We start from the raw sequence: 21,280 nt of genomic DNA on the forward strand, positions 1-21,280 counted from the left end.
GGGCGACAGTGTTTAATTATATCGAGTGTGATTACAATCGCTGGCGTCGCCACAGTGCGTGCGGCGGTCTCAGCCCGGAACAATTCGAAAACCAGAATCTCGCTTAGGGCTGTGTCCACATTACGTGGGTAGGATCAAATTACCGACACCCTGAACCGTAAGCAGAGAGGATGGGAGGCCATTCAGAACGAATCTGGCGTGAATCATGCTGTCACCCTGACATTCCAGCCATCGGTGAACTGAATGCTTCCGTCGCAATATTTCCAGGTGATTTTCTCGTAGCGTAACTCTACGGCTTCATTATGGTTGTGTTTTTCCATCGACTCGCATTTAACGTTATGCATGACGGGAGTTACGCCGACGATTTTTACATTTTCAAGGAACATGTTGAAATACTCTACTTCCTGCCCGGCATCGTTGATGCGAAACCATTTTATTTCTGCTGACTTCAATGTCTGACCAGTAGCTACAGCTCGATACAAATAGGGAGAAGACGAGTCAAACTCTTTTTCAATAGTGAGCGGAGAGTGAATACGTGTGCCCGTGAGCTAGCCAGTGCTTCCGTCAGTGGGAATATGAAGCCCATGGCTGAATGAGAGCACTTCAATACTGCCTTCGCGGTCATGTACATCTACAGACCCTTTGATGTCCGCGCCGCCATCGTCCTTTAACCAGAGATAAGCTGGAATAGCCATTTTATTTGATCCTTCAAGTTTGAGATGTGCAAAAAAACACAGACACTATAAGGGCAAGAATGCTATCTTTCCATAAAAATACATATATATCATAGTGATAGATTTCATTGTTTTATTTTCATGGCAAATGAAGTACGGACTGGGAAAATTGATGTTGTTATGTAAATCGCTGTATTTGCTAATATGATTGAGAAAATTCTCCATTCAAGGATTCGGTGTGAAGAAACTGCTGTTCGTGATGCCGCTGCTCAGCGTGCTTACAGCCTGCGATAACGCGTCAGTGCCGGTGGCATTTACCCCGGAAATGGCCAGCTTTTCGAATGAGTTCGATTTCGATCCGCTGCGCGGCCCGGTGAAAGATTTCAGCCAGACGTTGATGAACGAAAAGGGCGAAGTGACCAAACGCGTCAGCGCGAAGCTCTCAACGGAAGGGTGTTTTGATCTCATCGAACTGCACGACCTGGAGAACAACTCCGGGGCGACGCTGGTGCTGGACGCCAACTATTATCTGGACGGCATGACTCAGGAAAAACGCATTTTGTTGCAGGGAAAATGCCAGCTAGCAGGCATGCCAGCGGCGGGACTGACCTGGGACACGGATGACAACGGGTTTGTGGTGGCGGCCCATGGCAAAGCATTGACCGTAGATTATCACTACGACAAAGACGGATACCCCTTGGGTAAAACGTCAAAGGGCGATAACGAAACGCTGAAAATCATATCAACCCCTTCGAAAGATGAACGTAAAAAGCTCGATTACACAGCGATTAGCACGCTGAATGACAAAACTATCGGTAACGTGGCACAAACCTGCGATTACGACAGGCATGATAATCCTGTGAGTTGCAGTCTGGAGATTGTGGATGACAGTGCAACCCCGCCGGTGAAGCAGCATTACACCATCAAAAACACGATTGAGTATTACTGAGCCGTCGGCTTCAGCAGGTTCTGTGCACCCGCTTTATGCTTGGGCAGATATTGATGCTGGAACAGGCACATACGAATGGTGTTGCGGTATTCACCATTGATGAAAAACTCATGGATGAGTTCACCTTCAACCTGAAAACCGAGTTTGCGATAAATATGAATCGCTTTCTCGTTTTCCTTATCCACAATCAAATACAGCTTGTACAGGTTCAGCACCGTAAAGCCGTAATCCATCGCCAGCAGGGCGGCTCTTGAGGCCAGACCTTTCCCCTGAAATTCCGGGGAAATAATGATCTGAAATTCTGCGCGGCGATGAACATGGTTAATTTCCACCAGTTCGACCAGACCCGCTTTTTCGCCATCACATTCAATCACAAAGCGGCGTTCGCTCTGGTCGTGGATGTGTTTGTCGTAAAGATCGGAAAGCTCAACAAACGCTTCATACGGCTCTTCGAACCAGTAGCGCATGACGCTGGCGTTGTTGTCGAGTTGGTGAACAAAGCGCAAATCCTCGCGTTCGAGCGGGCGCAGCTTAATGGCATAAGCATCGGCCATGTGATGTCCTTTTGTGAGCATTGAGTGCAGAAAAGAAAGGGTGCTCGCAAGCACCCTCAGGGATTACGGTGCGATGGGGCGACCGGTGTTGCGATCGAGGCAGCGCAGGGTGTTGGGTTCCCAGTACGCGTTCAGATTGGCGCTTTGTTCGCACTTGTCGCGCGTATCAAAGGCGACGTCTGTTTTGTCCCACTCTTTCTCTGCTCGGGTATTCACTTTCTGACGCAGGGAACGGGTATCGTTCCACTGTTCCTTGTCCATCGCAGCATTCTGTTTGCTCTGTGCGCTATCACCAGACTCAATGATCAGTTTGCTGGTCTCGGCAGTTGCCGTGGCGGTGTACACGACGGCACTCAATGCCAGCATCGCCGTGAGACACAGGCGTTTGCTTAAAGTCACTTTCATGGCTGTTTCCTTACAGGATAAAAACGGTAAACCCACAGGAGAAGTTTACTACAACTCCTGTACAGGGAATACCCGCGCAGCGGCGTAAAATCTCAACCATGTGACAATCAGAAATGAAAAAGAAGGGCGCTCAACTGACGTCGCTGAGCGATGATTTGTACATCCGAACCGCTTCGTTCACATCTTTGGTTTTGACGAAGGTAATTTTCGCCCCGTTACTGTAGATGTCGTAGCCGTCCTGATTAAATCGGAACACCAGGGTATTTCCGCGAAAGCGAATCACCTTATCTTTCACGCCGATCCCCTGGCGGCGCAACACAACCGTTGCCATTCTGTCGATACCCATAATCCTGCACCTCAATGGCCGTGAGTCTGTGAGAGAAAGCGATTTTCCCTTTATTCAGATTAATTTATCCTTAAGGTCTTTGCAGACATTGATCCGAAAATAAACGTTTATGTTAAAAACAAGTTTGCTGTTCTTTGCGACAGCACTGTGCGAAATCATCGGCTGTTATCTGCCATGGCTGTGGCTGAAACGCGGTGCAACGGCATGGTTATTACTGCCAGCAGGGCTTTCGCTGGCGCTGTTTGTCTGGCTGTTGACGCTGCATCCGGCGGCGAGTGGCCGAGTTTATGCTGCCTATGGCGGGGTTTATGTATTTACCGCGCTGCTGTGGTTACGCTTTGTCGATGGCGTTCGATTGAGCCATTACGACTGGGCCGGGGCCGTCATCGCGCTATGCGGCATGATGATTATTGTGGCGGGATGGGGACGGGTCTGACGTTTGACGGTGATCTGAATCAGGACCGTCAGGTAATGAAAATGTTTCTAAACTGTGATCGTTAAGCGCTTTCTTGCCTGGTCTCCTTGTATGGTAGTCGTCCGGGTTTATAGAGTGTGCCTCAGCGCTGCGGCTGATGGCGCATTTCTCTAATAATCTGACCCGGAGTGTTTATGGCAACGAATGTGGTGGAAGAGGCGGCGTTGAGCAAACCCGCCAGAATAAAAACGATTCAGACGGTCACGCTAAGCTTGTTGTTTATCGCCGGTATCGTGAATTTCCTCGACAGATCCTCACTGAGCGTCGCCGGAGAGGCCATTCGCGGCGAACTTGGCCTCTCGGCCACTGAATTTGGCGTCTTACTTTCCGCGTTTTCACTTTCTTATGGATTATCGCAACTGCCTGCTGGGATCCTGCTCGACCGCTTTGGCCCGCGAGTGGTGCTGGGCGCTGGGCTGATTTTCTGGTCTGCGATGCAGGCGGTAACCGGCATGGTGAACTCCTTCTCCCATTTTATTTTGCTGCGAATTGGTCTTGGGATCGGTGAGGCGCCATTTATGCCTGCCGGCGTGAAATCCATTACCGACTGGTACGTGCAAAAAGAGCGTGGCACTGCGCTAGGCATCTTTAACTCCTCAACGGTGATCGGTCAGGCAATTGCGCCCCCCGCGCTGGTGGTGATGCAGTTGGCCTGGGGCTGGCGCACCATGTTTGTGGTGATTGGCCTGGCGGGGATTCTGGTCGGCATTTGCTGGAATGTCTGGTATCGCAACCGGGCGCAGTTTTGCCTGACTGAGACGGAACGCGAATATCTCTCGGCCCCGGTTGCCGCAAAGCCAAAGCTGGCCTTCAGCGAGTGGCTGGCATTATTTAAGAAACGCACCACCTGGGGCATGATCCTTGGTTTCTCTGGCGTGAACTATACCGGCTGGCTTTATATCGCCTGGCTGCCGGGTTACCTGCAGGCAGAGCAGGGCTTCAGCCTGGCGAAAACGGGCTGGGTGGCAGCGATCCCTTTTCTGGCTGCGGCTGTTGGCATGTGGACTAACGGTTTTATCGTCGATGCGCTCGCTCGTCGAGGCTATGATCTGGCGAAAACTCGCAAGACAGCGATTGTTCTTGGCCTGACGTTCTCTGCGCTTGGCACATTATTGGTCGTGCAATCGTCCACGCCGACACAAGCCGTGGCGTTCATTTCGATGGCGCTGTTTTGCGTGCATTTTGCCGGAACCTCGGCCTGGGGGCTGGTGCAGGTCATGGTGTCAGAAACAAAAGTGGCTTCCGTGGCGGCAATCCAGAACTTTGGTAGCTTTGTGTTTGCCTCGTTTGCGCCCATCGTGACGGGCTGGGTTGTTGATACCACTCACTCCTTCAATCTGGCGCTGGTCATTGCCGCCTGCGTCACCTTTGCTGGCGCGTTGAGCTACTTCTTCATCGTTAAAGATCGCATCAACTAACTCCTTCCTCCCTTCTCTTTGACCTGGCAGTTTTGCTGCCAGGTTATCTCTCACATTTTTGTGATCCACTGTGACTTTTTTGATAACTATACTTGTATGGTAGTTACAGGTTTGCGTATATATCCCCACCAACACAGAGAGCAGGGAACGAAAATGAAGATTGTTGCAGCAGAAGTGTTTGTCACATGTCCGGGGCGTAACTTTGTGACCCTGAAAATTACAACCGACGACGGGATCGTTGGGCTTGGCGATGCCACCCTCAATGGACGTGAGCTTTCCGTTGCGTCTTATCTGAAAGATCACTTGTGCCCACAGCTGATTGGCCGCGACGCCCATCGAATCGAAGATATCTGGCAGTTTTTCTACAAAGGTGCGTACTGGCGTCGTGGGCCGGTGACGATGTCTGCTATATCGGCTGTTGATATGGCGTTATGGGATATCAAAGCGAAAGCTGCCGGAATGCCGCTTTATCAACTGCTGGGCGGCGCTTCCCGTGAGGGCGTAATGGTGTATTGCCACACCACCGGCCACTCCATTGATGAGGTGCTCGACGATTACGCGCGCCACAAAGAGATGGGCTTTAAAGCCATTCGCGTGCAGTGCGGCGTGCCGGGCATGAAAACCACTTATGGCATGGCGAAAGGCAAGGGCCTGGCGTATGAACCCGCAACCAAGGGCCAGTGGCCGGAAGAGCAGTTATGGTCCACGGAGAAATACCTCGACTTTACGCCGAAGCTGTTCGAGGCCGTGCGTGAAAAGTTCGGGTTTAACGAACATTTGCTGCACGACATGCACCACCGCCTGACGCCGATTGAAGCCGCGCGCTTCGGCAAAAGCATCGAGCAATACCGCATGTTCTGGATGGAAGATCCGACGCCTGCGGAAAACCAGGAATGCTTCCGCCTGATTCGCCAGCATACCGTCACGCCCATTGCGGTGGGTGAAGTCTTCAACAGCATCTGGGACTGCAAGAAGCTTATCGAAGAGCAGCTCATCGATTATATCCGCACCACCATTACGCACGCAGGCGGGATCACCGGGATGCGTCGTATCGCAGATTTTGCATCACTTTATCAGGTTCGTACGGGGTCACATGGCCCGTCTGACCTGTCACCGATTTGTCACGCCGCGGCGCTGCATTTTGACCTGTGGGTGCCTAACTTCGGCGTGCAGGAATATATGGGCTACTCCGAACAAATGCTCGAAGTGTTCCCACACAGCTGGACGTTTGACAACGGCTACATGCATCCAGGCGATAAACCGGGGCTGGGCATCGAGTTTGACGAGAAGCTCGCCGCAAAATATCCCTACGATCCGGCCTACCTTCCGGTCGCTCGCCTCGAAGACGGCACGCTGTGGAACTGGTAAGGAGCATTGAGATGAAAAGTATCGTTATTCGTCAACCGAACGAATTAGTGATTGAAGAACGTGATGTACCCAATCCCGCAGCGGGCGAGGTGAGAGTCAAAGTGAAGCTGGCAGGAATTTGCGGTTCCGACAGTCACATTTATCGCGGTCATAACCCCTTTGCGAAATACCCGCGTGTGATTGGCCACGAGTTTTTTGGCCTGATCGATGCTGTGGGCGAGGGCGTCAGCGCAGAGCGAATCGGCCAGCGTGTCAGCGTGGACCCGGTAATCAGCTGCGGGCATTGCTATCCGTGCTCCATCGGCAAGCCCAACGTTTGTACTTCACTGGTGGTGCTGGGCGTGCATCGTGATGGCGGCTTCAGTGAATACGCCGTTGTGCCTGAACGCAATGCCTGGGCGATCCCGGACAGCATTCAGGATCAACACGCGGTGATGATCGAACCCTTCACGATAGCGGCGAATGTCACCGGACAGGTGAGTCCGACAGAACAAGATGTGGCGCTGGTGTATGGCGCAGGCCCGATGGGGCTCGTCACCGTTCAGGCCCTGAAAGGGGTTTATAAAGTGAAGCAGGTCATCGTGGTGGATCGCATTCCAGAGCGCTTGATGATGGCGGAACGCAGCGGTGCAGACTGGACTATCAACAACAGTGAATTTTCGCTACCGGATATGCTGGCGGAGAAGGGCATTAAACCCACGCTTATCGTCGATGCAGCCTGCCACCCGACCATTTTGCAGGAGGCCATCACCCTGGCTTCTCCGGCTGCCCGAATTGTGTTGATGGGGTTCTCCGGCGATCCCTCTTCAGTCATTCAGCAGGGAATAACCGGCAAGGAGTTGAGTATTTTCTCTTCACGTCTGAATGCCCATAAGTTCCCGGTCGTGATCGACTGGCTGAAAAACGGGCTTGTCGATCCGGAAAAACTGGTCACTCACGAGTTCGATTATCGGGACGTGACCGACGCCATTACGCTTTTTGAGAAAGATCAGAAGCGCTGCTGCAAGTTTCTGCTGACCTTTGCAAAATAATAAAACAGACGCGAGTTGAGTTGTCCGCACTTTATTCAGAGACAAGATTATGACGCAACATCAACCTGTACGAAGCACTAAAGATCTGGTTCGGGCGGCGGTATCAGGCTGGCTGGGCACCGCGCTGGAATTTATGGATTTCCAGCTCTATTCCCTCGGCGCAGCGCTGGTATTCCATGAAATCTTCTTCCCGGAACAGTCGGCTGCGATGGCGCTGATTCTGGCGATGGGGACTTACGGCGCAGGTTACATCGCGTGAATCGTCGGTGCGTTTATCTTTGGCAAAATGGGCGACCGCATCGGGCGTAAACGGGTGCTGTTTATCACCATCACTATGATGGGCATTTGCACGACGCTGATTGGGGTACTTCCGACCTACGCACAAATCGGGATTTTCGCCCCCGTGTTGCTGGTCACGTTGCGAATCATACAAGGGCTGGGCGCGGGGGCAGAAATATCAGGCGCTGGCACCATGCTCGCGGAGTATGCCCCAAAAGGGAAGCGCGGGATCATCTCTTCGCTGGTGGCGATGGGCACTAACTGCGGGACGCTTAGCGCCACCGCTATCTGGGCCTTTATGTTCTTCGCCCTAGATCGCGAAGAGCTCATTGCCTGGGGCTGGCGTGTGCCGTTCCTCGCCAGTGTCGTCGTGATGATCTTTGCTATCTGGTTACGTCTGAACCTGAAGGAAAGCCCGGTATTCGAAAAGGTCAGCGATGGCGAAGGGGTTGTCCACGCCTCGCAGGAAGCTTCACTTGGCGCGATGTTCAGCAGCAAATCGTTCTGGCTGGCAACCGGACTGCGTTTTGGTCAGGCGGGCAACTCTGGCTTAATCCAGACTTTCCTCGCAGGCTATCTGGTCCAGACATTGCTCTTCGACAAAGCCATTCCGACGGATGCGCTGATGATAAGCTCCATAATCGGCTTTGCGACCATCCCGCTTTTGGGCTGGCTGTCAGATAAGGTCGGGCGTCGTCTGCCGTACATTATCCTGAATATTTCCGCCATCATTCTGGCTTATCCGATGCTGGCTTTGATCGTCGATAAGAGTTACAGCGCCAGCACGATTATGCTGTGTCTGATTGTTATCCATAACGTGGCGGTGCTGGGGCTGTTTGCCCTGGAGAACATCACCATGGCGGAGATGTTCGGCTCGCGTAACCGCTTTACCCGAATGGCGATTGCCAAAGAAGCCGGTGGCCTGGTGGCTGTAGGATTTGGGCCGCTGCTGGCGGGCATATTCTGCAACATGACAGGCAGCTGGTGGCCGATGGCGGTCATGATGATCTGTTACTCGCTGATTGGTTTGCTCGCTGCGGTGCTGATGCCGGAAGTGTGTGACCGCGACCTGAGTCTGGCACAGGATGCGGCGGAACCCGCACCAGCTAAAGCCGAGGCAAGAGTAGGGCAATACAGCTAGTTATCCCTTCTCTCAGGCGACACAGTTCACGCTTTGTCGCCTGATATTCTCTTCTTGTATGGTAGTTGACTGAAATCAAAGATGTCATACCAATTGCGTGAGATGGTCTACATCCTTCGATTCGACAACCTCACACGACAATGAGCAACCTCATGAATAATACCTTGTTGAATGCCAAAGCGTCCCTTCCGGCCTACGATCGTAACAAACTGGTACCACGCATCGTCCATCTCGGGTTTGGTGCTTTCCATCGCGCGCACCAGGCCGTTTACACCGATATTCTGGCTCAGGAGCACAACAGCGACTGGGGCTACACCGAAGTAAACCTGATTGGCGGTGAACAGCAAATTGCTGATTTGAAACAGCAGGATAACCTCTACACCGTCGCGGAAATGTCTGCCAATGCATGGACAGCGCGAGTGGTTGGCGTGGTGAAAGAAGCGCTGCATGCCCAGGTTGATGGGCTTGAAACGGTACTGGCGAAAATGTGTGAGCCGCAGGTGGCGATTGTCTCGCTCACCATCACTGAAAAAGGCTACTGCCATTTACCGGCGACCGGTGAACTGAATGTCGATCACCCGATGATCGTCGCCGATCTGCAAAACCCACATCAGCCAACCTCCGCGATTGGCGTAGTGGTGGAAGCGTTAGCGCGCCGTAAAGCGGCTGGTCTGGCACCGTTCAGCGTGATGTCCTGCGACAACATGCCAGAAAACGGTCAAGTGTTAGGCAAAGTGGTTCGCGCTTATGCGCGTGCGCTGAACAGCGAACTGGCAGCGTGGATCGAGCAAAACGTCACTTTCCCGTCCACAATGGTCGACCGCATTGTGCCGGCCGTCACCGCAGAAACGCTGGATAAAATCGAAGCAATTACCGGCGTGCGCGATCCGGCGGGTGTAGCCTGTGAGCCGTTCCGTCAGTGGGTTATCGAAGACAAGTTTGTGGCAGGTCGTCCGGACTGGGAGAAAGCGGGCGCTGAACTGGTGTCTGACGTTATCCCCTTTGAGGAGATGAAGCTGCGTATGCTGAACGGCAGCCACTCATTCCTTGCTTATCTGGGCTATCTGGCCGGTTATCAGCACATAAACGACTGCATGGAAGACGCTAACTACCGTAAAGCGGCCCATGCGCTGATGCTGAAAGAGCAAGCGCCGACGCTGAAAGTGAAAGGCGTTGATCTGGCTCGTTACGCCGATCTGCTGATTGATCGCTACAGCAACCCGGCGCTGCGCCACCGCACCTGGCAAATTGCGATGGACGGCAGCCAGAAACTGCCACAGCGTATGCTGGATTCTATACGCTGGCACTTAGCCCACAAAAGCGACTTCTCGCTGCTGGCGCTGGGCGTGGCAGGCTGGATGCGTTACGTCGATGGCAAGGACGAGCAGGGCAATGAGATTGAAGTCTGCGATCCGCTGTTAAGCACTATTCATAGCGTGGTAAAAGGCAGCGAACAGGGCGAAGCCCGTGTCAAAGCCCTGTTCGGTATCGAAGCCATCTTCGGCAAAGAACTGCCGCTGGAAGGGAAATTTGTCGAGCAGGTGACGCAAGCTTATCTGTCCCTGCTGGCGAAAGGGGCGAAAGCCACCGTCGCCGGGTTTGCCGCTAAGCTGTAATGAAAAAAGCCGCCTCAGAACGAGGCGGCTTTCTGTCTTAATCTTCTATTTATTCTTCGCTAAACCAGTCGCTGTTTTCCTGACGAATCAACAACACCGATTCGCTGATTTCCTGCAAATGTTGGGTCATCGCTTTATCAACTGCCTCGACGTCGCGTTTTTCCAGGGCGCTGAAAATCACCTGATGCTGACGCAGCAACATCTCGGGAGAAGAGACGTGGTCGAGGCTCATGTAGCGCACCCGGTCGATGGCGGCTTTGATGTTCTCGATGGTGTCCCAGGCGAGCTGGCAGTCTGCAATCTGTGAAAGCAGGGCGTGGAAATCATCGTCGAGCTGGAAGAAGTCCGTCAGCTGATGGCGATCAATCGCGATGCGCTGCTGGTTGAGATTCTGTTCGAGCTGATAGCTCTGTGCATCGGTGATTAACGTTGCCGCACGGCGAACCACGGCGCACTCAATCGCCTGGCGAACGAAACAGCCGTTACGAACCTGCGAGAGCGAAATTTTGTTCACATAGCTGCCGCGCTGTGGGCGGATCTGAATCAGGCCGTTTTCAGCCAGTTTGATAAACGCTTCACGTACCGGCTGGCGTGAAACATCAAACCGGACCGACACCTCTTTCTCAGACAGCGGCGTACCGGGGGCTATCAGACAATGCACGATGTCCCGACGTAAAATACGATAAATCTGCTGATTCACGGGTTGTGTCGGATTGAGTTGCGATTCTGCGGCCATTGCGTTTTCTTTGTGACGGGTTAAGTGCGTTATTTTACGCTGATTTTGTTGTCAGGCACATACCCGGCCAGTAGGCCGGGCGAGTTTATTGCACAAATGCGCGCTTATCCCTGACGATGGATACTTAAACCGGCATAAGTCTGGCTGACCGGCATCATTTCCAGAGTATTAATGTTGACGTGTTTCGGTAGCATTGCCACCCACCAGACGGCCTCAGAGATATCTTCCGCAGACAAGGCATTGGCATTTTCATAGGTTTTATCGGCTTTGGCGTCATCGCCTTTAAAGCGCACATTGGAGAACTCGGTGCCGCCGACCAGGCCTGGCTCGATATCGGTTACGCGAACGGCTGTGCCGTGCAAATCGGTACGCAAATTCAGGCTGAACTGACGCACGAACGCTTTGGTCGCACCGTACACGTTGCCGCCGGCATAAGGCCAACTGCCTGCGGTGGAGCCAATGTTGATGATGTGCCCGCAGTTGCGCTCGACCATACCCGGCAGCACGGCACGGGTCATGTAGATCAGGCCTTTGTTGTTGGTGTCGATCATCGTTTCCCAGTCATCGACATTGGCCTTTTGCGCAGGCTCCATACCCAGAGCCAGCCCGGCGTTGTTGACCAGAATATCGATATTGCGCCAGTCAGCGGGGAGGTTGGCGAGCGTCTCTTCAATGGCGGCACGATGACGAACATCCAGCTGTGCGGTCAGAATGTTGTCGCCAAATTCTTCTTTCAGCTCTTGCAGACGCTCATGGCGGCGTCCGGTGGCGATGACTTTGTGTCCATTGGCGATAAAACGACGGGTAATGCTCTCACCAAATCCGGCGGTAGCGCCAGTAACCAGTACAATCATTCTTCCTGTTCCTCAAGGCTTTAACTGTCGTCATACCATAGCATGCAGCGCGAAAGAGCGTGACAGGAACTTTGTTGCCCGATGTGGCACCAGCAGGGTGCAGCGCAAGACCGACCTCGCACAAAGAACGTGCAATAGCATTCTGTTCCTTGTCGGACCGTGATGAATGGAAAATACACTTTTATGCAATGCAACCGTTTGCCGAAATAAGCAATCGGTTGCGGGGTGAATACTATTCAGTTTGTTGCGCAAATGAATGAATAATACATAAGGCATTGAATATCAACAACAATGCCAAAAACCGAATCTGGCACTATCTTTGCAAAATCCCTCTGACAATTCATCTGCAGCAATAAGCCGGATGTTCAGCGGCAAAGAAGAGGTCGGAAATGATCGAATATCGCCACGCGCTGCGTGCCAGCTTTTTTGATATTACCGCAACAGCCGATACGCCCCAGGAGATAGCCAAAAAAGTTCGCTATCTGGAGGACGGATTGCTGTTTATCGGCGAGGGCGCTGTTCGCGCGTTGTTGCCGTGGGAAGAAGGGCGCATGCTCCTGCAACACCCTGATGAGTGGATTGACCTGCGCGGCAAACTGATTGTGCCGGGTTTCGTTGATACCCACCTGCATTACCCGCAAACCGAAATGATCGGTGCCTATGGTGAACAACTGCTTGAATGGCTCACCACTTATACGTTCCCGGTGGAAAGTCAGTATGGCAATAGCGGGCACGCGGCACAGATGTCTGCTTTCTTTCTCAATCAGTTGCTCTCAAATGGCACCACCACCGCGCTGGTGTTTGGCACCGTACATCCGCAGTCCGTTGATGCGTTATTTGCCGCTGCCGCAGAGCAACATATGCGGCTGATTGCGGGCAAAGTAATGATGGACAGAAACGCGCCGGATTACCTGACCGAAACGGCGGAACAAAGCTATCAGCAAACGCGGGAACTGATTCAGCGCTGGCATCATCATGGTCGTCTGGGCTATGCCATCACGCCCCGTTTTGCGCCTACGTCTTCGTCTGATTTACTGGAGGCGGTACAGCGGCTGCGCGTGGAGTTTCCCGATACCTGGCTTCATACGCATCTGAGTGAAAACCCACAGGAAATTGAGTGGGTCAAAGCACTTTGGCCCGAGCACCAAAACTACCTCGATGTTTACGATCACTATGGCCTGACGGGCAGACGCAGCGTCTTCGCCCATGCCATTCATTTGCAGGAAGCCGAATGGGATTGCCTGCACCGGAGCCACTCCGCGGTGGCATTTTGTCCTACCTCGAATCTGTTTTTAGGCAGCGGCCTGTTCAGGCTGCAAACCTGCTGGCAGAAAAAAGTCAACATGGGCATCGGCACCGATGTGGGCGCGGGCACCACGTTCAGTATGCTGCGCACACTCGGCGAGGCTTACAAAATAGGCCAATTGCAAAGCTATCGACTGTGCGCCAGTGAAGCGTTCTATCACGCCACGCTCGGCGGTGCCCGGGCGCTCTGCCTGGAGCAACACATCGGTAATTTTAACGTCGGTAAAGAGGCGGATTTTGTGGTGCTGGATGTGGCGGTCACACCGCTTCAGAAGCTACGCGCCAGCCGCTGCCGCGATATCTATGAACAGCTTTTCATGCTGATGACCCTGGGAGATGACCGCAATATCGTGCAGACGTGGATCAACGGTGAATGCGCCTGGCGTCGCGATGTGCTGGAGGACGCCGCATGATTCAATTTTTACTCAACCAACAGCTCGTCCGGCTGGAGAAGATCGACCCGAATCAGACCGTCCTGAACTGGTTGCGCCGGGATGCCCGACGCTGCGGTACCAAAGAAGGGTGCGCTTCTGGCGACTGCGGCGCGTGCACGGTCGTGGTTGCCAGCGCCCTGGACGGGAAAATGCATTATCAGAGCACCAACAGCTGCTTATTGTTGGTCGGCCAACTTCACTGCAAGCAGCTTATTACCGTGGAGGATTTGGCTGATGACGGCCAGCTTCATCCAGTGCAGCAGGCTATGGCCTGCGGGCACGCTTCTCAATGTGGTTTCTGCACGCCCGGCATTGTGATGTCGGCCTTTGCGATGCAAAAAAATGGCGCAGAGGCGATGGCTGAAGCGGTAGCGCATCACCTTGGCGGTAATTTATGCCGCTGCACCGGTTATCGACCAATAGTCGATGCCGCTTTGCAGGCTCTCGGTTCACCTGATGAAGACCGTTTCCGCTTGCAGGAGGCAGAAACTGTCCAGGCCTTGCAGGCAATCAATACCCGCCGTGCAGAGGGAAGCCGCTGGTTTACCCCTGAGAGCGTCGATGAACTGGCTGAAATCTATGAACGTCACCCGCAGGCACGCTTGCTGGCGGGCGGGACGGATCTGAATTTGCTGATTACTCAGGCTCATCAGCGTTTTGAAAAAGTGATTTCCTTGCAGCAAGTTTCTGACTTACAGGGGAGTGAGATCAGCGGAAATCGGCTTGAAATAGGCGCAATGACCAGCCTCACACAGTGCCAGCAGCAGCTGCGCCATGTTCTGCCTGTGTTCAGCGAGATGCTTGACCGCTTTGCCTCGCGGCAAATCCGCAACCAGGGCACCCTGGGCGGCAATCTGGCGAATGCTTCACCGATTGGTGACTGCGCACCGGCGCTGCTGGCAATGGATGCGCGCCTGAGATTGCGCTGCGGCAGCGCAACTCGTGAAGTGGCGCTGAGCGATTTTTTCATCGGCTATCGGCAAACCGTGCTCGCGAGCGGGGAGTTTATCACTCACGTTCTGATTGATGATGTGACGTTGTCACACAGCCTGCGTTTGTGGAAAGTCTCTAAGCGGCGCGAGGACGATATCTCTGCGGTATTCGGTGCCATCAATCTGGAGATCGGCGCCGGAACCGTGGCGCGGGCGAGAGTGGCGTTTGGCGGCATGGCTGCCGTTCCTGCGCGGGGGTCACTGTGCGAGTCGGCGCTGACGGGGAAACCGTTTAACAGTGCAACACTGAAACGGGCCTGTGAGGCGCTGGCAAAGGATTTTGCCCCACTTAGCGACGCGCGAGCCAGCTCGGATTATCGGCTTCAGGTGGCGCAAAACTTGCTCAAGCGCTACTTCCTGCAACATCAGACGGTCTGCGCCGTGGAGGTGAGCGATTATGTCGGGTAAATCACCAGCCGTTTCAGAGGCGCTGTTAAAAGCGCAATTTCTTGAGCAGCTCCAGGGGCGAGCGGGAAAACCCCGGTTGCATGAAAGCGCAGAACGCCACGTCAGCGGTGAAGCGGAATATATCGATGACAAAGCGGAGCTTGCCGGAACGCTGCATCTTTGCCCGGTGCTGAGTGACTGCGCCCATGGGCGTATTCTTTCAATCGACACCGCGGCTTGTCTTGGCACGCCCGGCGTGGTGCGGGTGCTCGACTGGCGTGATGTGCCCGGCGAACTCGATATCGGCCCGCTGGCACCTGGCGATCCGCTGTTTGCCAAAGCGTTGGTGGAGTATCACGGCCAGGTTATTGCCATAGTTGTGGCTGATTCACCGGAAGCCGCCCGGGCGGGTGCGAAATCGGTCAAACCAGAGATTGAACCGCTTCCGGCGATCCTCGATGTGGAAGAGGCGCTCGCAAAACGGCATTTCGTCGAGCAACCTCACGTCCAGCAGCGCGGTGACGCAGACGCAGCCCTGAGCGTGGCAACCCATCGTCTGAAGGGGCAGTTTCATATTGGCGGTCAGGAGCATTTTTACCTGGAAGGCCAGGTCGCCGTCGCCATTCCCGGCGAAGACGGTGCGATGCAAATCTGGTCTTCTACGCAGCACCCGACCGAAGTGCAAAAACTGGTGGCCTCCGTGTTGGGCGTAAACCAAAGCAAAGTGACGGTAGATGTGCGACGGATGGGCGGAGGGTTTGGCGGGAAAGAAACCCAGGCAGCAGGCATTGCCTGTCACGCTGCACTGGCGGCGCGAGTCACCGGGCGCCCGGCAAAGCTGCGACTTTCACGCCGGGATGACATGCGAATCACTGGCAAACGACACCCGTTCTTTGTGCGTTACGACGTTGGTTTTACGGCTGAGGGTTTGTTGCACGGCGTTGTCATCGATCTGGCGGCAAACTGCGGCTATTCGCTGGATTTATCAGGATCTATCTGCGACCGGGCGATGTTCCACGCCGACAATGCTTATTATCTCGGCGATGCCCGAATCACAGGATACCGTTGCCGCACGCATCTGGCTTCCAACACCGCATTCCGTGGCTTTGGTGGCCCGCAAGGGATGGTGGCAGTCGAACAAATCATGGATGCGATAGCGCGCTATCTGGGGATTGACCCGTTGCTGGTGCGCCAGCGTAATTTTTACGGCGGTGAAGGGCGAAACGTCACCCATTATCACCAGCAGGTGAAGCAGAATCTGGCTGAAACGGTCGTCGGGCAGTTGGCCGGGAGCGCAGGCTATCAAACGCGACGGGCTGAAATCACCGCCTTCAACGCGCAAAGCCCGATTCTTAAACGCGGGCTGGCGCTGACGCCGGTCAAATTTGGCATCTCATTTACCTCCAGTTTTCTCAATCAGGCCGGAGCGCTGATCCTGATTTACAGCGACGGCACGGTGCAGCTCAATCACGGCGGCACCGAGATGGGGCAAGGGCTGAACACCAAAGTGGCGCAAATAGTCGCGGATGTCCTGCAAATCCCGTTAAGCGCCATTCAGGTCACCGCCACCAGCACCGGAAAGGTGCCAAATACGTCACCGACGGCCGCATCCTCCGGAGCCGACCTCAACGGCAAAGCAGCTGAAATTGCCGCGCAGACGCTGAAACAACGGCTTATTACGATGCTCATTGAACAGCATCATTGCCCTGAAGATCAGGTGACGTTTTCTAACGGAGTGGTTCGCGCTGGGGATAAATATTTCAGCTTTGCACAAGTGGCCATGCAGGCCTGGCTTAATCAGGTCCCCCTCTCAGCGACAGGCTTCTACAAAGTGCCCGGTATTCACTATGACCGGCAGGCGGGTCGCGGTGAGCCGTTCTACTATTTTGCCTGGGGCGCAGCCTGTTCAGAGGTGATCATCGATACGCTAACCGGTGAATATCGGCTGCTGAGAACCGATATTCTGCACGACGTGGGCGCTTCGCTGAACCCGGCACTGGATATCGGGCAGATTGAAGGCGGATTTATTCAGGGCGCAGGCTGGCTGACCACCGAGGAGCTGAAATGGGACCCTCGCGGGCGGCTGCTGACCGATGGGCCGATGAGCTACAAAATTCCGGCCATTACTGACAGGCCAGACGTGTTCAATGTCGCTTTATTGCAGGCGCACGCCAACAGCGCAGAAACGGTGTATCGCTCGAAAGCCGTCGGAGAGCCGCCTTTTATGCTGGGGATTTCCGTCTGGTGCGCCTTACAGGATGCGGTTTCTGCCGTCGCCGGTTATCGACAGCATCCACATCTGGATGCGCCAGCTACGCCAGAGCAGGTCCTGAAGGGCGTGATGAGGCTGGAGGCGGGCGATGATCAAAGCTGACGAATGGCTTGACGTGCTACTAGGCCTGCGGGAGAAGCGCATTCCCGCGGTTATCCTGACGCTGCTACAGGATAAAGGCTCCGTGCCGCGCGGAGCAGGCACCAAAATGATCGTCAGTCGTGATGAGAGCTGGCTGACGATTGGCGGTGGCAATCTGGAATATCAATGTCTGGCTATCGCCAGGGAAATGCTGCTCTCCGGCACGCAAACCCCGCGTCAGGAGACATTTGCGCTTGGTGCGCGTGCGGGCCAATGCTGTGGCGGTATGACCCAGGTATTGTTTGAGCCCTGGGGATTGCCACAGCCGGAGGTTTACGTTTTTGGCGCCGGACATGTCGGTCAGGCTTTGGTGGCGATTCTGGCGACGTTGCCATGTCGGGTTAACTGGGTTGATGAGCGGGAGAACCAGTTTATTAACGCGCCATCAGACGTGCATTGCATTCATACCGACGACCCTTGTGAAATCGCGAAAGAGGCTCCTGATGACAGCCTCTTTGTGGTGATGACTCATCTTCATCCGCTGGATTTGGCGCTGGCTGAAACGCTGTTGCGGCGAGGGCGTTACCGCTATCTGGGCGTTATCGGTTCACAGACCAAGCGCCAGCGTTTTGACTATCTACTCGAAGGAAAGGGCATCAGCGAAGAAAAGCGTAGCTCGATGCGTTGCCCCATTGGGCTGCCCGATGTGAAGGGAAAGCTCCCCGCAGAAATCGCCGTGGCGGTGGCGGGAGAAATCATTGCGGTTTATCAGGGGGCTGCCTACTCTAAGGACGTTACCGAAATCAGGAGTAAATGATGGCCAGTGTTAACCCGTTTTTAACCGTCAGTCTGTTGCCTTATCAGGCTCCGCACTTCGATTTGATTGACGATGCCCATTATCGGCCCGCCTTTGATGAAGGCGTAAAACGTAAGCGTGAAGAGATTGCCGCCATTGCTGATAATCCCCAGCCTGCAAGTTTTGAAAACACCTTCGTGGCGCTGGAAAAAAGCGGCGCGCTGCTTGGGCGAGTGACCTCAGTCTTCTTCGCTATGGCGGCGGCGCATACCAACGACGCCTTGCAGAAACTGGATGAAGAATTCTCTTCCGAGCTTGCAGCGCTCGCCAACGATATTTATCTCAACGACAAGCTGTTCGCGCGTGTCGATAACATCTGGCATCAACGTGAAACCGCCGGGCTGGATGCTGAGTCACTGCGTTTGGTTGAGCTCACTCACCAGCACTTTATTCTGGCTGGCGCGAAGCTGACGCCATCGCAGAAAGAGGCGCTGCGGGCGCTCAATACGGAAGCGGCAACCCTGAGCAGTCAGTTTCAGCAGCGCTTATTGGGCGCGGCGAAGAACGGCGGGCTGGTTCTGGACTATCGCCATCAGCTCGATGGGCTATCCGAAGACGAGATCGAAAATGCAGCCGCTGCGGCACGGGAGAAAGGCCTGAACGACCGCTGGCTGATCCCTCTGCTGAACAATACGCAGCAGCCCGCACTGGCTCAATTGCGAGACAGGCAAACCCGGCAGAATCTGTTTAACGCCAGCTGGATGCGTACGCAAAAAGGTGACAACAACGATACCCGGGCCATCATCCTGCGCCTGGTCGAAGTGCGAGCGGCGCAGGCAAAACTTCTGGGCTTTAAAGATTACGCGGATTTGAGCACCGCCGACCAGATGGCGAAAACCGCCGATGCGGCGCTGACCTTTATGCGCAAAATTGCTCCTGCGGCACGCGCACGCGCAGAGCGTGAACAGCAGGATATTCAGCATGTGATTGACGATCAGCAGGGCGGTTTTAGCGCCGAAGCCTGGGACTGGCCGTTCTACGCCGAACAGGTGCGGCTGGCGCGTTATTCCCTTGATGAATCCCAAATTAAACCGTATCTCGAACTGAATTCGGTGCTGACCGAAGGCGTATTCTGGGCCGCAACTCAGCTGTTTGGGGTGCGATTTGTCGAGCGGTTCGACATCCCCGTTTATCATCCTGATGTTCGAGTCTGGGAAATTTTTGACACCGACGGGCAAGGCATGGCGCTGTTCTACGGCGATTTCTTTGCCCGTGATTCAAAAGGCGGCGGCGCATGGATGGACAACTTTGTGCAGCAATCGACTCTGCTCGACACGCGCCCGGTGATTTACAACGTCTGCAACTATCAGAAGCCCGCAGAAGGCAAGCCCGCGCTGCTTTCCTGGGACGATGTGGTGACGCTGTTCCACGAGTTTGGCCATACTTTGCACGGCCTGTTTGCCAGCCAGCGCTATCCGAGCCTGTCGGGGGCGCAGACCCCACGAGATTTTGTTGAATTTCCGTCGCAAATTAATGAGCACTGGGCGAGCCATCCACAGGTGTTTGCGCGTTACGCCCTTCATTATCAAAGCGGGGAGCCGATGCCTGAAGCACTGCGCGCCAGTATGCAGCGTGCGGCAACCTTTAACAAAGGGTACGACATGACCGAACTGGTCAGCGCCGCGCTGCTGGACATGAACTGGCACAGCCTGACGGAAAACCCCTTGCCTGAAAGTGTTGAAGCCTTTGAGACTGAAGCCATCAAACGCGAAGGTCTGGATCTCGCCGCAGTACCGCCACGTTATCGCAGCAGCTTCTTTGCGCACATTTTTGGCGGGGGCTATGCCGCGGGCTACTACGCTTATTTGTGGACACAAATGCTGGCGGACGATGGCTTCCAGTGGTTTGTGGAGCAGGGCGGCCTGAATCGGGAGAACGGCCAGCGTTTTCGCGAGGCGATCCTGTCGCGTGGCAATACCAGCGATCTGGAAGCGCTGTATCGTGACTGGCGCGGGCACGATCCGCTGCCGGAGCCGATGCTGAAAAATCGCGGATTGAGTGAATGACAAAGGAGTGAATCGATGTGCACGAATCTGTTCGATAATGCCCTGCGCTATGCCGACGAAAAAAAGTAATTCTCTAAAGGCTCTTCGGAGCCTTTTCTTTGAGCGGGATAAGTAAATACCCTGCTAATAAATAGCCTGTAATGTATTATCTGCGCTCAGATTACTCTTAATGAGCAGAATTCTGTATTCTATTGCATCTGTTTTATTTTCATTCGAAAGAGGGGCGTAAAGATATTGTTGTGAGAATTAAAGGAATAAATTATGCCGTATACATATTTTTAATCTAAATCACGCAGGCAAGCCTACACCAAAAACACATTAATATAACAAGAAACATCCTGTCTGAATTAATTCCTTTTAAATTAGTGTATTAAAAAACAATTATTCACTGGCTTACTGGTCTGTCCATTGCCGAAAAAACTGAATATGATGCCTCCCGTCCTCCGTTAGCCATTAACAAAACGGGTCTGGGCAGAAGGATAAAGGCATGCAGTCATTGATAAGGAATAATGGATTGACAGACTCGTTCTTTTAATAAATGACGGGGTGATTAAATGAATAAGAAGTTAATGATAATAGCAACGATGGCGGTGGCAGGCGGAATGTTTTCTCAGTCAGCCTTTGCAATCAGTGAAGCCTACCGTGCACAACTGGAAAAATCGGGCTGCACACAAGTTAGCGAGGCTAACGGAACATGCAATCCAGCACATTCCGGAAAGCAGAATCAACACGCACAATCCGAGGCTGACCGTCGTAGCGGTGTTGCAGAGCCACAAGCCGCTCGCGAAGTGGCCCGTGATATCGATTCCAATATTGCTGGAAAATATCAGGGACAGGCGGTGGATTATATGCGCGCCACGGGCTGGCAGCCGATGAATGAAGAGCAAACGCGCTGGAAAAAGGCGGGCTTTATTGCGGAATTTGATATGCAGCCTTCAGGCAAACTGATGGGCGTCATTATTCACTAAATAGCTGCGCCGAATAGTAGATCACTTAAAGGGAACTCAGCCCGGATTGTGCGATCTGATCAATCGCCAAACCAACCAAAATCACCAACTGGACTGAGCAATGCCGATCATAGCACCCATCCCCCGAAATGAA

The 21,280-nt window shown here is 53.9% G+C and carries 18 protein-coding genes and 2 pseudogenes; 14 read left to right on the top strand and 6 right to left on the bottom strand.

The features are described 5' to 3' along the window. On the top strand, positions 1-107 hold a 107-nt coding region (locus ACRCWW_RS21520; RefSeq protein WP_438684193.1), incomplete at its 5' end, for an IS3 family transposase. A gap of 96 nt (positions 108-203) precedes the next feature. Here the strand turns inward: ACRCWW_RS21520 and ACRCWW_RS21525 are convergent. Further along, a pseudogene (locus tag ACRCWW_RS21525) lies at positions 204-695 on the bottom strand (Hcp family type VI secretion system effector). 217 nt (positions 696-912) lie between these two features. Here ACRCWW_RS21525 and ACRCWW_RS21530 point away from each other — a divergent pair. Beyond that, positions 913-1,623, top strand: coding sequence for a YnfC family lipoprotein (locus ACRCWW_RS21530; protein ID WP_330985295.1), 711 nt, complete (start codon positions 913-915; stop codon positions 1,621-1,623). Here ACRCWW_RS21530 and speG read toward each other — a convergent pair. The 3 genes from speG to ACRCWW_RS21545 form a co-directional block, all read right to left on the bottom strand. After that, complete coding sequence (gene speG / locus ACRCWW_RS21535) at positions 1,617-2,177, bottom strand: spermidine N1-acetyltransferase (RefSeq protein ID WP_438684222.1); 561 nt, start codon at positions 2,175-2,177, stop codon at positions 1,617-1,619. The two genes, ACRCWW_RS21530 and speG, sit on opposite strands and share 7 nt — an antisense overlap. 63 nt (positions 2,178-2,240) lie before the next feature. Beyond that, complete coding sequence (locus ACRCWW_RS21540; RefSeq protein ID WP_438684223.1) at positions 2,241-2,582, bottom strand: DUF1283 family protein; 342 nt, start codon at positions 2,580-2,582, stop codon at positions 2,241-2,243. Between the two features lie 130 nt (positions 2,583-2,712). Continuing rightward, positions 2,713-2,928: a hypothetical protein gene (locus tag ACRCWW_RS21545; protein ID WP_438684224.1), complete on the bottom strand. Its 216-nt coding sequence runs from the start codon at positions 2,926-2,928 to the stop codon at positions 2,713-2,715. 109 nt (positions 2,929-3,037) lie between these two features. On the opposite strand from ACRCWW_RS21545, the gene ACRCWW_RS21550 reads away from it, so the two are divergent. The 6 genes and pseudogenes from ACRCWW_RS21550 to ACRCWW_RS21575 all read left to right on the top strand — a co-directional run bounded on the left by ACRCWW_RS21550 (position 3,038) and on the right by ACRCWW_RS21575 (position 10,256). Beyond that, on the top strand, positions 3,038-3,364 hold the full coding sequence (locus tag ACRCWW_RS21550) for a YnfA family protein (RefSeq protein ID WP_438684225.1): 327 nt from the start codon (positions 3,038-3,040) through the stop codon (positions 3,362-3,364). Positions 3,365-3,537: 173 nt separating this feature from the next. Beyond that, the gene (locus tag ACRCWW_RS21555; RefSeq protein ID WP_438684226.1) at positions 3,538-4,821 is read left to right on the top strand and encodes an MFS transporter; all 1,284 of its coding nucleotides are present in this window, start codon (positions 3,538-3,540) and stop codon (positions 4,819-4,821) included. Between the two features lie 153 nt (positions 4,822-4,974). Further along, positions 4,975-6,189 carry a starvation-sensing protein RspA gene (rspA, locus tag ACRCWW_RS21560; RefSeq protein ID WP_438684227.1) on the top strand — a complete coding sequence of 405 codons (1,215 nt, stop codon included), beginning with the start codon at positions 4,975-4,977 and terminating at the stop codon, positions 6,187-6,189. A gap of 11 nt (positions 6,190-6,200) precedes the next feature. Beyond that, on the top strand, positions 6,201-7,220 hold the full coding sequence (locus tag ACRCWW_RS21565; protein ID WP_438684228.1) for a Zn-dependent oxidoreductase: 1,020 nt from the start codon (positions 6,201-6,203) through the stop codon (positions 7,218-7,220). A 49-nt stretch (positions 7,221-7,269) separates the two neighbouring features. Continuing rightward, positions 7,270-8,640: pseudogene (locus ACRCWW_RS21570) on the top strand (MFS transporter). 152 nt (positions 8,641-8,792) lie between these two features. Further along, positions 8,793-10,256 (top strand): mannitol dehydrogenase family protein, encoded by a 1,464-nt coding sequence (locus ACRCWW_RS21575; RefSeq protein WP_438684229.1) that lies wholly within the window; start codon positions 8,793-8,795, stop codon positions 10,254-10,256. A gap of 49 nt (positions 10,257-10,305) precedes the next feature. Here ACRCWW_RS21575 and ACRCWW_RS21580 read toward each other — a convergent pair whose 3' ends face one another. Further along, positions 10,306-10,992 (bottom strand): GntR family transcriptional regulator, encoded by a 687-nt coding sequence (locus ACRCWW_RS21580; protein ID WP_438684230.1) that lies wholly within the window; start codon positions 10,990-10,992, stop codon positions 10,306-10,308. Between the two features lie 104 nt (positions 10,993-11,096). Then, positions 11,097-11,846 (bottom strand): bifunctional NADP-dependent 3-hydroxy acid dehydrogenase/3-hydroxypropionate dehydrogenase YdfG, encoded by a 750-nt coding sequence (gene ydfG, locus ACRCWW_RS21585; RefSeq protein WP_438684231.1) that lies wholly within the window; start codon positions 11,844-11,846, stop codon positions 11,097-11,099. A 389-nt stretch (positions 11,847-12,235) separates the two neighbouring features. On the opposite strand from ydfG, the gene guaD reads away from it, so the two are divergent. From guaD to ACRCWW_RS21615, 6 genes are all read left to right on the top strand, one after another. Beyond that, positions 12,236-13,564 carry a guanine deaminase gene (guaD, locus tag ACRCWW_RS21590; RefSeq protein ID WP_438684232.1) on the top strand — a complete coding sequence of 443 codons (1,329 nt, stop codon included), beginning with the start codon at positions 12,236-12,238 and terminating at the stop codon, positions 13,562-13,564. Next, positions 13,561-14,985, top strand: coding sequence for a xanthine dehydrogenase small subunit (gene xdhA / locus ACRCWW_RS21595; RefSeq protein ID WP_438684233.1), 1,425 nt, complete (start codon positions 13,561-13,563; stop codon positions 14,983-14,985). The genes guaD and xdhA overlap by 4 nt, the downstream gene beginning before the upstream one ends. Further along, complete coding sequence (gene xdhB / locus ACRCWW_RS21600; RefSeq protein WP_438684234.1) at positions 14,975-17,338, top strand: xanthine dehydrogenase molybdopterin binding subunit; 2,364 nt, start codon at positions 14,975-14,977, stop codon at positions 17,336-17,338. The genes xdhA and xdhB overlap by 11 nt, the downstream gene beginning before the upstream one ends. Continuing rightward, on the top strand, positions 17,325-18,134 hold the full coding sequence (gene xdhC / locus ACRCWW_RS21605; protein ID WP_438684235.1) for a xanthine dehydrogenase accessory protein XdhC: 810 nt from the start codon (positions 17,325-17,327) through the stop codon (positions 18,132-18,134). The genes xdhB and xdhC overlap by 14 nt, the downstream gene beginning before the upstream one ends. Beyond that, positions 18,134-20,179: a peptidyl-dipeptidase Dcp gene (gene dcp / locus ACRCWW_RS21610; protein WP_438684236.1), complete on the top strand. Its 2,046-nt coding sequence runs from the start codon at positions 18,134-18,136 to the stop codon at positions 20,177-20,179. The genes xdhC and dcp overlap by 1 nt, the downstream gene beginning before the upstream one ends. 554 nt (positions 20,180-20,733) lie before the next feature. Continuing rightward, on the top strand, positions 20,734-21,147 hold the full coding sequence (locus tag ACRCWW_RS21615; protein ID WP_438684237.1) for a hypothetical protein: 414 nt from the start codon (positions 20,734-20,736) through the stop codon (positions 21,145-21,147). Positions 21,148-21,280: the final 133 nt, after the last annotated feature.

The sequence above is a fragment of the Scandinavium sp. genome, assembly GCF_051650185.1.
Classification (GTDB): Bacteria; Pseudomonadota; Gammaproteobacteria; order Enterobacterales; family Enterobacteriaceae; genus Scandinavium.

Bases quoted from the DNA above. Each gene is read 5' to 3' on its own strand.
- speG (WP_438684222.1), bottom strand. From the start codon at position 2,177: ATGGCCGATGCTTATGCCATTAAGCTGCGCCCGCTCGAACGCGAGGAT.
- ACRCWW_RS21540 (WP_438684223.1), bottom strand. From the start codon at position 2,582: ATGAAAGTGACTTTAAGCAAACGCCTGTGTCTCACGGCGATGCTGGCA.
- ACRCWW_RS21545 (WP_438684224.1), bottom strand. From the start codon at position 2,928: ATGGGTATCGACAGAATGGCAACGGTTGTGTTGCGCCGCCAGGGGATC.
- ACRCWW_RS21550 (WP_438684225.1), top strand. From the start codon at position 3,038: ATGTTAAAAACAAGTTTGCTGTTCTTTGCGACAGCACTGTGCGAAATC.
- ACRCWW_RS21555 (WP_438684226.1), top strand. From the start codon at position 3,538: ATGGCAACGAATGTGGTGGAAGAGGCGGCGTTGAGCAAACCCGCCAGA.
- rspA (WP_438684227.1), top strand. From the start codon at position 4,975: ATGAAGATTGTTGCAGCAGAAGTGTTTGTCACATGTCCGGGGCGTAAC.
- ACRCWW_RS21565 (WP_438684228.1), top strand. From the start codon at position 6,201: ATGAAAAGTATCGTTATTCGTCAACCGAACGAATTAGTGATTGAAGAA.
- ACRCWW_RS21575 (WP_438684229.1), top strand. From the start codon at position 8,793: ATGAATAATACCTTGTTGAATGCCAAAGCGTCCCTTCCGGCCTACGAT.
- ACRCWW_RS21580 (WP_438684230.1), bottom strand. From the start codon at position 10,992: ATGGCCGCAGAATCGCAACTCAATCCGACACAACCCGTGAATCAGCAG.
- ydfG (WP_438684231.1), bottom strand. From the start codon at position 11,846: ATGATTGTACTGGTTACTGGCGCTACCGCCGGATTTGGTGAGAGCATT.
- guaD (WP_438684232.1), top strand. From the start codon at position 12,236: ATGATCGAATATCGCCACGCGCTGCGTGCCAGCTTTTTTGATATTACC.
- xdhA (WP_438684233.1), top strand. From the start codon at position 13,561: ATGATTCAATTTTTACTCAACCAACAGCTCGTCCGGCTGGAGAAGATC.
- xdhB (WP_438684234.1), top strand. From the start codon at position 14,975: ATGTCGGGTAAATCACCAGCCGTTTCAGAGGCGCTGTTAAAAGCGCAA.
- xdhC (WP_438684235.1), top strand. From the start codon at position 17,325: ATGATCAAAGCTGACGAATGGCTTGACGTGCTACTAGGCCTGCGGGAG.
- dcp (WP_438684236.1), top strand. From the start codon at position 18,134: ATGGCCAGTGTTAACCCGTTTTTAACCGTCAGTCTGTTGCCTTATCAG.
- ACRCWW_RS21615 (WP_438684237.1), top strand. From the start codon at position 20,734: ATGAATAAGAAGTTAATGATAATAGCAACGATGGCGGTGGCAGGCGGA.